This is a genomic window from Xanthomonas sp. NCPPB 3582 (assembly GCF_041475735.2).
In the GTDB taxonomy this organism is placed as follows: Bacteria; Pseudomonadota; Gammaproteobacteria; order Xanthomonadales; family Xanthomonadaceae; genus Xanthomonas; species Xanthomonas codiaei.
This window is the reverse complement of record NZ_CM192968.1, coordinates 4,088,509-4,098,908: the sequence shown is the minus strand read 5'-3', so window position 1 is coordinate 4,098,908 and position 10,400 is coordinate 4,088,509. Positions and strand designations below refer to the sequence as shown.

The following is a 10,400-nucleotide window of genomic DNA, read 5'->3' as shown; positions in this document are numbered from 1 at the left end:
TCATGCCAATCCCCCGCAAACGCCCGCACATCCAGGTGTGGGGAATCGACCGGTGATGATTCTGGCCGGCGGTACCGGTGGGCATATCTTTCCGGGCCTGGCCGTGGCCAAGGTGCTGCGCGCGCGTGGCGTGCCGGTGACCTGGCTGGGTGCCGACGGTGCGATGGAAACGCGGCTGGTGCCGCAGCACGCCATCGACATCGACACCCTTGCCATCAGTGGCCTGCGCGGCAAGGGCATGGTCAAGTTGCTCGGCGCACCTGTGCGGGTGATGCGCGCGGTGCGCGCGGCCGGCTTCGTGCTGCGCAAGCGCCAGCCACGCGCAGTGGTCAGTTTCGGTGGCTTTGCGGCTGGCCCCGGTGGCCTGGCCGCGCGTCTGCTCGGCGTGCCGTTGCTGGTGCACGAACAGAATCGCGCGCCCGGCATGACCAATAAGGTGTTGTCGCGCCTCGCGCGGCGCGTGCTGACCGGCTTTCCCGGCAGCTTCGCCGGCGAAGAGGCAGTGGGCAATCCGGTGCGTGCGGAAATCGCCACGCTGCCGGATCCGGCAGTCCGCCTGGTCGGCCGCGGTGGCCCGGTGCGGTTATTGGTGCTGGGCGGTAGCCAGGGCGCCCGCGTGCTCAATCAAGCCGTGCCGTCGGCGCTGGCCGCGCTCGGTCACCCCGACGTGCAGGTGCGCCATCAGTGCGGCGAAAAGCTGCGCGGCGAAGCCGATGCGGCGTATGCGCAGGCCGGCGTCGATGCCAGCGTCGAACCGTTCATCGCCGACATGGCCGCCGCCTATGCCTGGGCCGATCTGGTGGTGTGTCGCGCAGGTGCATCCACGCTGGCCGAACTATGCGCGGCCGGTGTCGGCAGCGTGCTGGTGCCGTTCGCCGCCGCCGTGGACGACCATCAGACCCGCAATGCCGAATACCTGGTCGGCGCCGACGCCGCGGTGTTGCTCAAGCAGGACGACACCCTGGCGGTGCGCCTGCAGCAGGTCCTGCAGACCCTGCTCGCCGACCCCGCACGCCGCCTGGCCATGGCCCAGGCCGCCCGCACCCTGGCCAAGCCGGATGCCGCCGAGCGCATTGCCGACATCATTCTGCAAGAAGCCGGGAATGGGGATTCGGGATTGGGGATTCGTAACAAGCAAACGCACAAGCAGGACAGCATGCAGACATCCGTAAATGGCGACCGCTCGGCGCAGTTGATCGCCACCAATCCCCAATCCCGACTCCCTAATCCCTGCACCTCCGCAGGAGGTGCAGCGTGATCCGCCGCCTGCAGGACAGTGGCGATCTGGTGCGCGCGTTTCCGCGCGTGCATTTCGTCGGGATTGGCGGCACCGGCATGAGCGGTATTGCCGAGGTGATGCTGACGCTGGGTTATGAAGTCTCCGGCTCGGACAATGCCGATAACGCGGCGACGCGCCGGCTGGCCAAGCTCGGTGCGCGGGTGATGCGCGGCCACTCGGCGGCCAACGTGCTGGGCACCGATTGCGTGGTGGTCTCCAGCGCGATCCGCGAAGACAACCCCGAGCTGATGGAAGCGCGCAGCCAGCGCATTCCGATCATGCCGCGCGCGGCGATGCTGGCCGAGCTGATGCGTTTCCGTCGCGGCATCGCGGTGGCCGGAACGCATGGCAAGACCACCACCACCAGCCTGGCGGCCGCGGTGTTGAGCGAGGGCGGACTGGATCCGACCTTCGTCATCGGCGGGCAGCTGCTGGCGGCCGGTGCCAATGCCAAACTCGGCGGCGGCCAGTGGCTGGTGGCCGAAGCCGACGAAAGCGACGGCAGCTTCCTGCGTCTGAATCCGCTGATGGCGGTGATCACCAACATCGACGCCGACCACCTGGAAAACTACGGCAACGATTTCGCCCGCGTGCAGGCCGCGTTTGCCGAATTCCTGCAGCGCCTGCCGTTCTACGGCTTGGCGGTGCTGTGCATCGACGACCCGGAAGTGGCTGCGCTGGCCGGCAAGACGCCGCGCCATGTGATGACCTACGGCATCAGCGAGACTGCCGACGTGCGCGCCGAGGACGTGGTGCAGGATGGCCCGCGCATGCGTTTCACCCTGCGCCTGCCCGAAGGCACCACCACGCCGGTGACGCTGGCCTTGCCGGGCCGCCACAACGTGCTCAACGCCCTGGCCGCTGCGGCGATCGGCTGGCAGTTGGGCGTGGAGCCGCAGACCATCGCACGCGCGCTGGAAAACTTCGCCGGCATCGGCCGCCGTTTCAACGATCTGGGCGAAGTCACCACCAGCAACGGCGCACGCGTGCGCGTGGTCGACGATTACGGCCACCATCCGCGCGAGCTGGAAGCGGTGTTCGCCGCCGCCCGCGGTGGCTGGCCGGACAAGCGCCTGGTGGTGGCGTTCCAGCCGCACCGCTACAGCCGCACCCGCGATCAGTTCGATGCGTTCGCCGCGGTGCTCAGCACCGTCGATGCGCTGGTCCTGAGCGAGGTCTATCCAGCTGGCGAAGCGCCGATCCCCGGCGCCGATTCGCGCGCGCTGGCGCGTGCCATCCGCGCGCGCGGCCGCAGCGAGCCGGTGGTCGTGGGCCAGATCGCCGGCCTGGCCGAAGTATTGCCGGACGTGCTGCAGGATGGCGACTTGCTGCTGATGATGGGCGCCGGCGATATCGGTTATGTGGCACAGCACATCATCAACAACGGGTTCGTTGGGGGTGAGGCATGAGCGCGCCCTCTAACGGGACCCGGGACCCGGGACCCGGGACCGGTGAAGAGCAGGACGTGCAGTCCGCCTTGTCCCAGGTCTCCGGCCCCGCATCTTCCCGCACCAGCGATCCGGCAACCTTCGGCCGCGTTGCGGTGCTGCTCGGCGGCACCTCGTCCGAGCGCGAGGTGTCGTTGAATTCCGGCAGCAATGTGCTGGAAGCGCTGCGCGCGCGCGGCGTCGATGCGCAGCCGGTGGACGGCATTCCGGCACTGCTGGCGGCGATCGACGCCGGCACGGTGGATCGTGTGTTCAACATCCTGCACGGCGGCGACGGCGAGAACGGCGTGCTGCAGGGACTGCTGTGCGCGCTGCAGGTGCCGTTCACCGGCGCCGGCGTGCTCGGCTCCGCGCTGACCCTGGACAAGGTGCGTACCAAACAGGTCTGGAGCGCCGCCGGATTGCCCACCCCGGAATTCGTGCGTGTGCCTGCGGGCGGCGATCTGCATGCGGCCGCGCAGGCGCTGGGCCTGCCGGTGTTCATCAAGCCATCCAAGGAAGGCTCCAGCGTCGGCGTGTTCCGGGTGTTGGCCGAAGCCGATCTCGCACCGGCGATCGCCTTTGCGCGGACCTATGCGGGCGAACTGCTGGTCGAGCAGATGGTGCAGGGCGAGGAATACACCGTCGGCATTCTCGGCGAGATCGCGCTGCCGTCCATCCGCATCGTTCCTGCCGGCGAGTGGTACGACTATCACGCCAAGTACGTGGCCGACGATACGCAATACCTCTGCCCCGGCATGCAGGGCGAGGAGGAGGCCGCGATCGGCGCACTGGCGCTGGCGGCATTTCAGGCGGCCGGCTGCAGCGGCTGGGGGCGCGTGGACGTGATGCGCGACCGCGTGCGCGGCCTGCAACTGATCGAAGTCAACACCGCCCCTGGCATGACCAGCCACTCGCTGGTACCCAAGGCCGCCCGCCAGCTCGGCATCGATTTCGAAACGCTGGTCTGGCGCGTGCTGGAGCAGACGCTGTGAGGCCGGGATTGGGGATTGGGGATTCGGGATTGGCTGACAGCGACGCCATGCGCGCGGTTGCCGTTGCTGTGGCGAATCCCCAATCCCGAATTTCCAATCCCGCGCGCGCAGCGCGCGCCGTGACGAATCCCCAATCCCCAATGCCCAATCCCGTGTGCGGAGCACACCAATGAACGCCACCTTGCGCATCCTCGCCTGGCTGCTCGCGGTGGCGCTGGTCGCGTTGCCGGTGGTGGCCGTGCTCAATGGCTGGGTCGGTGCCGAGCGCTGGCCGCTGGCCAAGTTGCGGGTGTCCGGCGATTTCAAGCGGGTGCCGGCCGAGCAATTGCGCGCGGTGGTGCTGCCGTACGCGCGCGCAGGCTTCTTCGCGGTGAAGCTGCAGCAGGCGCAGGATGCCATCGCGCGGCTGCCGTGGGTGGAAAGCGCGCAGGTGCGCAAGCGTTGGCCGGATGTGCTGGAAGTGCACGTGACCGAGCACAAGCCGTTTGCGCGCTGGGGCACCGACCGCATGCTGTCCGAACAGGGCCGGCTGTTCCGCACCCCGCCGCTGCTCAAGGATTTCAAGTTGCCCCAGCTCGGCGGCCCGGACAGCAAGACCCAGGATGTGGTGGCGCTGTACAACGAGTCGCGCGCGCTGTTCGCACCGACCGGGCTGGACGTGGAGCGTCTTGAAATGGACGCACGCGGCAGCTGGTCGCTGCAGCTGAGCGATGGCCTGCAGATCATGATCGGCCGCGACGATGCGCGCGCCCGCCTGCAGCGCTTCGCGCGCGTGTTGCCGCAACTGGCCGACCCGCAGCGCCCGATCGCGCGCGCCGACCTGCGCTACACCAACGGATTTACCGTTGAACGGCAGCGATTGGAGAGTGGGGATTCGGGATTGGAAAAAGCGCAGCCCCGGCATCGCGCAGCACCTTCCGCACCTCCCGTCGCCCTGGCATTTCCGCGTTTTCCCAATCCCGTATCCCGAATCTCGAATCCCGGCTTTAAGACATGAACCGCAAAGGCGACAAATCCCTCATCGTTGGACTGGACATCGGCACCTCCAAGGTCGTCGCGCTGGTCGGCGAGTATTCGCCCGGCAATCCGATCGAAGTGATCGGCATCGGTTCGCATGAGTCGCGCGGCCTCAAGCGCGGCGTGGTGGTGGACATCGAGTCCACCGTGCAGTCGATCCAGCGCGCGGTCGAAGAGGCCGAGCTGATGGCCGGCTGCGAGATCCGTTCGGTGTATGCCTCGATTTCCGGCAACCACGTGCAGTGCAAGAACTCGCCCGGCATCGTGCCGATCCGCGACGGCGAAGTGACCTGGAGCGACCTGGAACGCGTGCTGGATGCGGCCAAGGCGGTGGCCATTCCGGCCGACCAGCGCATCCTGCATGCGATCCCGCGCGAATACGTGCTGGACGATTCGCAGGAAGGCATCCGCAACCCGGTCGGCATGACCGGCGTGCGCCTGGAGGTGCACGCGCACCTGGTGGTGTGCGCGCAGTCGGCTGCGGCCAATATCACCAAGTGCGTGCAGAAGTGCGGCCTGCAGGTGGACGATTTGGTGCTGTCCTCGCTGGCATCCTCGGTGGCGGTGCTGACCGCCGACGAGCGCGAGCTGGGCGTGGTGCTGGTGGATATCGGCGCCGGCACTACCGACCTGGCGGTCTACGTGCAGGGCGCGATCTGCCACACCGCCTCGCTGCCGATCGCCGGCGACCATGTCACCAACGACATCGCGCACATGCTGCGCACGCCGACCCCGGAAGCCGAGCAGATCAAGGTCCGCTACGCCTGCGCACTGGCGCAACTGGCCACCGCCGAAGAGAGCATCCAGGTGCCGTCGGTCGGCGACCGCCCGCCGCGCCGGATGCCGCGCCACGCGCTCGCGCAGGCGGTGCAGGGGCGCTACGAGGAAATCTTCGAGATGGTGCAGGCCGAACTGCGCCGCTCCGGCTTCGAGGAAATGGTGCGCGCCGGCATGGTGCTCACCGGTGGCGCCTCGAAGATGGAAGGCGTGGTGGAGCTGGCCGAGGAAATGCTGCAGATGCCGGTGCGCGTGGGCATTCCGCAGCACGTCACCGGCCTGGGTGAAGTCGTCGGCAACCCGGTACACGCCTCCGGCGTGGGCCTGTTGCTGATGGGCAGCCAGATCGAACATCCGCGTCGTCCATCGATCCCGACCGGGCGCGCGGGCAGCTTGTTCAAGAAATTGAAGAACTGGTATCGCGGCGAATTTTGAGGAGCCGGGATTTGGAATTCGGGATTTGGGATTGGCAAGAGCGAAAGAAAAGCAGGGCGGCGGCGAAGATAAGTGGAGAGCGGTGAGCGGGCAGGCGGTAAAATTTTTGCAGGCATTGCGTCGAGGAGTAGGTGGCACGAGCCGTGGAGCGCAACAGCGAATCTACGGCCCCGCCACACGAATCCCGACTTTCAAACAACAACACTCGCCGTGGTGCGAAGTGGGCAGGGACCAGCGCTTTTGCGAATCCCCAATCCCCACTCCCCAATCCCGGCTCAAGAGGACACTGACATGGCACATTTCGAACTGATTGAAAAAATGGCTCCCAACGCGGTCATCAAGGTTGTTGGCGTGGGCGGCGGCGGCGGCAACGCGGTGGCGCACATGGTCAACACCAATGTCGATGGCGTGGAATTCATCACCGCCAACACCGATTCGCAGGCGATCAAGAACTGCGGCGCCAAGTTGCAGCTGCAGCTGGGCACCAACGTCACCAAGGGCCTGGGCGCGGGCGCCAATCCGGAAGTCGGCCGTCAGGCCGCGCTGGAAGACCGCGAGCGCATCATGGACGCGCTGCAGGGTGCGGACATGGTGTTCATCACCGCCGGCATGGGCGGCGGCACCGGCACCGGCGCGGCACCGGTCGTTGCGCAGCTGGCCAAGGAAATGGGCATCCTGACCGTGGCCGTGGTCACCAAGCCGTTCCCGTTCGAAGGCCGCCGCCGCATGCAGGTGGCGCTGAAGGGCATCGAGGAACTGAGCCAGCATTGCGACTCGCTGATCACCATCCCCAATGAAAAGCTGATCACCGTGCTGGGCCGCAACGCCACCATGATCCAGGCGTTCCGCGCTGCCAACGACGTGCTGCAGGGCGCCGTGCAGGGCATCGCCGACCTGATCGTGCGTCCGGGCCTGATCAACGTCGACTTCGCCGACGTGCGCACCGTGATGTCGGAAATGGGCCTGGCCATGATGGGTACCGGTTCGGCACGCGGCGACGACCGCGCGCAGGCCGCCGCCGAAGCCGCCATCCAGAACCCGCTGCTGGACGATGTGAACCTGGCCGGTGCCAACGGCATCCTGGTCAACATCACCGCCGGCCCGGACTTCACCATGTCCGAGTTCGACGAGATCGGCCGCACCATCGAAGCGTTCGCCTCCGAAGATGCCACCGTGGTCGTCGGCACCGTGCTGGACCCGGACATGCAGGACGAAGTGCGCGTGACCGTGGTGGCCACCGGCCTGAACCGTGCGGTTGCCCGCCAGACCCAGCGTCCGGACCAGCGCGCGCCGATCAAGCTGGTGCGCAATGCCACCACCGGCCAACCGGAATTTGGCGACTTCGACACCAGCAGCGGCGATGCGGTGTCCAAGGCCGTCGGCGGCAGCATGGGCCTGGGCCTGCGTCGTCCGAGCAGCGACTCGGTCGGCGGCAGTTCTGCGGGCAACTCGGCGCCGGCGGCGGCCGACCTGCCCAACGACTACCTGGATATCCCGGCGTTCCTGCGCCGCCAGGCCGACTGACGGGCGCCGGCTGCGTCGCCACGGCGGCGCAGCCCGTCCAGCCCCGACGACTCCGTCGGGGCCGCCATGCCATGTCCCTTTCTGCCGGATCGGTCACGCTCCGGCAGCTTTTGCAGTGGCGTGACCGCGGCATTACAGCTCTCGTCACGCGTAACTTGTTAAAATTCGGCTAACCTCAGCGAATTAGACAGCCTGTTCAGCGTCTGTCTGCATTGTTCCCCCAGACTTCGTCCTATGACCCAGCAACGCACTCTCAAGAACACCATTCGCGCCACCGGCGTCGGCCTGCACAGTGGCGACAAGGTGTACATGACGCTGCGACCGGCCCCGGTCGATCACGGCGTGGTGTTCCGGCGCGTGGACCTGGAGCCGGTGGTCGAAGTGCCCGCCGATGCCGAGCTGGTCACCGAGACCACGCTGTGCACCGGCCTGACCTGCAACGGCGCCAAGATCCAGACCGTCGAGCACCTGATGTCGGCGCTGGCCGGATTGGGTGTGGACAACGTCATCGTCGAGCTGTCCTCGGCCGAGTTGCCGATCATGGACGGCTCGTCCGGCCCGTTCGTGTTCCTGCTGCAGTCGGCAGGCATCGTCGAACAGGGCAAGGCCAAGCGCTTCATCCGCATCAAGCAGCCGGTGGAAGTGCGCGAGGGCGACAAGATCGCGCGCTTCGAGCCGTACGAAGGCTACAAGCTCGGCTTCACCATCGAATTCAATCACCCGATGATCCCGGCCAAGCAGTCGCGCCAGGAAATCGAGTTCTCCACCTCGGCCTACGTCAAGGAAATCTCGCGCGCCCGCACCTTCGGCTTCATGCGCGATCTGGAGTACATGCGCGAGCGCAACCTGGGCCTGGGCGGCTCGATGGACAATGCCATCGTGCTGGACGAGTTCCGCGTGCTCAACGAGGACGGCCTGCGCTACACCAACGAATTCGTGCGCCACAAGATCCTCGATGCCATCGGCGACCTGTATCTGGCCGGCGGCGCGATCCTGGGGGCCTACGAAGGCTTCAAGTCCGGCCATGCGCTCAACAACAAGCTGGTGCGTGCGCTGCTGGCCGACCAGAGCGCCTGGGAATGGGTCAGCTTTGCCGAGGGTGCCGAGCCGCCGCCGGTGACCTACGCCAGCCCCGTCTACGCCTGAGCGACCCATCGGCCAGCCAACGCCGCGTTGGCGGGCGCTACCGCTACCACCATCAGTCCGTCCGATCCCCCGGCGCCCCCGGTTGCTGGAGCGTCTGCCTGTGGTCGCATGCCGGACGACTGTCGGGGAATGCCGCCATCGGCAGGCAAAGTGTGAATTCCATCAGGTTTAGGGTCGATTTTTAACTTTTATTTAAGGCTTATCTAACTTCCCGATGGCGCCAGCCCGCTAGCATGCCTGCGGCCAATGCGGTCTTCGCAAGTGTTTCACGCGGTGACTGCCGTCACGTAACGCCGCCGGTCTCAGCGCTTGGTCGGTGGGACGTCCTGCAGGGAGGCGAGCGCATCGCGCAGTCCCCTGTGCGTGGCCTCGGACACTGGCCGCTGCTGGCTGCGGCTGTGCTGCGTTGGGGAATGCGGCACGGCGCTTGCAGTTCTGACGGTCACTGCGGTGGCCTTCAGCCCGATGGATCGGGCGGCATCGAGTAGTTGGGTCTCGGCAAGCCGCACCTTGGCATGCCAGACCGGTGAATCAACCAGAAAAACGAGCTGTTCGCCTCGGACATTGGCCAGCCGGCAACGGGTGGCCAGATGAGGCGGTAACAGGGGGCGCAACTGCCGGTCCAGCGCATCGAGCCACAAGGCTCGACGCAAGGGGTCGCCAGCCTTTTCACCCAGCGCGGCGTCGATCGCCGGCTGTGGAGCGGAAGGGTTGCGTGCGTTGGACTTGGGCTTGGACATGACACTCATATGGCGTTGAAGAAAGTTGTAATCAAATCTCGACAGACCCGGGCCCAGCGCGTGGCCCAACAGATCCAGGGCTTTGCGGCAGATCGGCCGATGCTGGTACTCGGGGCCGTACTTGGCCTGGGCATGCTGATCGGCGTCGGTGCGAGCACCGCCACCGGCATGGTGACCAATTCCGCGCTGCAGGCCAAGGTCGCCCAGCAGCAGGCCGAGCTTGCGCAGGCGCAGCGCGCGTCGCAGGCACAGGTCAATGCCCTGGCTGCCCGGCTGGGTGAGCTGCAGGCACAGGCTACCCGTCTCAATGCCTTGGGCGAGCGGCTGACCGAAATGGGCAAGCTGAAGGATGGCGAGTTCGACTTCGACGCACCGGTCGGCGTCGGTGGCGGCGATGAGCCGGTCAGCGACATGCCGGTCGAATCGCTCAAGCAAAGCCTTGGGCAGGTGGAGCAGCAGTTTTCCGCCTCCGGGCAGCAGCTGAACGTGCTGGCCTCGCTGATGTTCGATCATCAGCTCGAGCAGAATTCGGTGCCGTCGCGGATGCCGATCCGCAATACCTACATCACCTCCGGCTTCGGCGGTCGTGCCGACCCGTTCGATGGTGGCTCGGCCTTCCACAAGGGCGTGGACTTCCATGCCAACGTGGGCGATCCGGTGCTGTCGGTGGCCGACGGCGTGGTCAGCTACGCCGGCGTGCGTGGCGGCTACGGCAACGTGGTCGAAGTGGATCACGGCAACGGCTATGTCACCCGCTACGCGCACAATTCGCGGCTGGTGGTGAAGGTGGGCGACCTGGTGCGCGCCGGGCAGCAGGTGGCCAGGGCCGGTTCCAGCGGTCGTTCCACCGGTGCGCACGTGCACTTCGAGGTATGGGCGGACGGGCACGTGGTCAATCCACGCAAGTTCCTGGGCGACACCAATACGCCGGTGGGACGCCGCGGGCGCGGTTGACGAAGGCATGGCACGCTCCGGCGGAGGTGCTTGATTCGTGAGGGCTCGCCCCAAGCTACAATAGGGTGTTGCCATCGACAGGGCGCAGTGCGCCCTGTTTCGTTTA

At 66.7% G+C, this 10,400-nt stretch carries 9 protein-coding genes; 8 read left to right on the top strand and 1 reads right to left on the bottom strand.

The window, feature by feature from the left end:
* Positions 1-55: 55 nt before the first annotated feature.
* The 7 genes from murG to lpxC all read left to right on the top strand — a co-directional run bounded on the left by murG (position 56) and on the right by lpxC (position 8,600).
* On the top strand, positions 56-1,258 hold the full coding sequence (murG, locus tag ACCQ05_RS17460) for an undecaprenyldiphospho-muramoylpentapeptide beta-N-acetylglucosaminyltransferase (RefSeq protein ID WP_372394145.1): 1,203 nt from the start codon (positions 56-58) through the stop codon (positions 1,256-1,258).
* On the top strand, positions 1,255-2,688 hold the full coding sequence (murC, locus tag ACCQ05_RS17455; RefSeq protein WP_372391742.1) for a UDP-N-acetylmuramate--L-alanine ligase: 1,434 nt from the start codon (positions 1,255-1,257) through the stop codon (positions 2,686-2,688). The genes murG and murC overlap by 4 nt, the downstream gene beginning before the upstream one ends.
* Before the next feature lie 68 nt (positions 2,689-2,756).
* Positions 2,757-3,701 carry a D-alanine--D-alanine ligase gene (locus ACCQ05_RS17450; protein WP_372391740.1) on the top strand — a complete coding sequence of 315 codons (945 nt, stop codon included), beginning with the start codon at positions 2,757-2,759 and terminating at the stop codon, positions 3,699-3,701.
* A 169-nt stretch (positions 3,702-3,870) separates the two neighbouring features.
* Complete coding sequence (locus tag ACCQ05_RS17445) at positions 3,871-4,698, top strand: cell division protein FtsQ/DivIB (protein ID WP_372391737.1); 828 nt, start codon at positions 3,871-3,873, stop codon at positions 4,696-4,698.
* Positions 4,695-5,930, top strand: a complete 1,236-nt coding sequence (gene ftsA / locus ACCQ05_RS17440; RefSeq protein ID WP_003485272.1) for a cell division protein FtsA — start codon at positions 4,695-4,697, stop codon at positions 5,928-5,930. Before ACCQ05_RS17445 ends, ftsA begins: the two co-directional genes overlap by 4 nt.
* A 291-nt stretch (positions 5,931-6,221) precedes the next feature.
* On the top strand, positions 6,222-7,454 hold the full coding sequence (gene ftsZ / locus ACCQ05_RS17435) for a cell division protein FtsZ (protein ID WP_104543946.1): 1,233 nt from the start codon (positions 6,222-6,224) through the stop codon (positions 7,452-7,454).
* Positions 7,455-7,688: 234 nt separating this feature from the next.
* Positions 7,689-8,600, top strand: a complete 912-nt coding sequence (gene lpxC / locus ACCQ05_RS17430) for a UDP-3-O-acyl-N-acetylglucosamine deacetylase (RefSeq protein ID WP_228963117.1) — start codon at positions 7,689-7,691, stop codon at positions 8,598-8,600.
* A gap of 302 nt (positions 8,601-8,902) precedes the next feature.
* On the opposite strand, the gene ACCQ05_RS17425 is transcribed toward lpxC, so the two are convergent.
* Positions 8,903-9,349, bottom strand: coding sequence for a DciA family protein (locus ACCQ05_RS17425; protein WP_104543950.1), 447 nt, complete (start codon positions 9,347-9,349; stop codon positions 8,903-8,905).
* On the opposite strand from ACCQ05_RS17425, the gene ACCQ05_RS17420 reads away from it, so the two are divergent.
* Positions 9,350-10,294: a M23 family metallopeptidase gene (locus tag ACCQ05_RS17420; protein WP_372391734.1), complete on the top strand. Its 945-nt coding sequence runs from the start codon at positions 9,350-9,352 to the stop codon at positions 10,292-10,294.
* Positions 10,295-10,400: the final 106 nt, after the last annotated feature.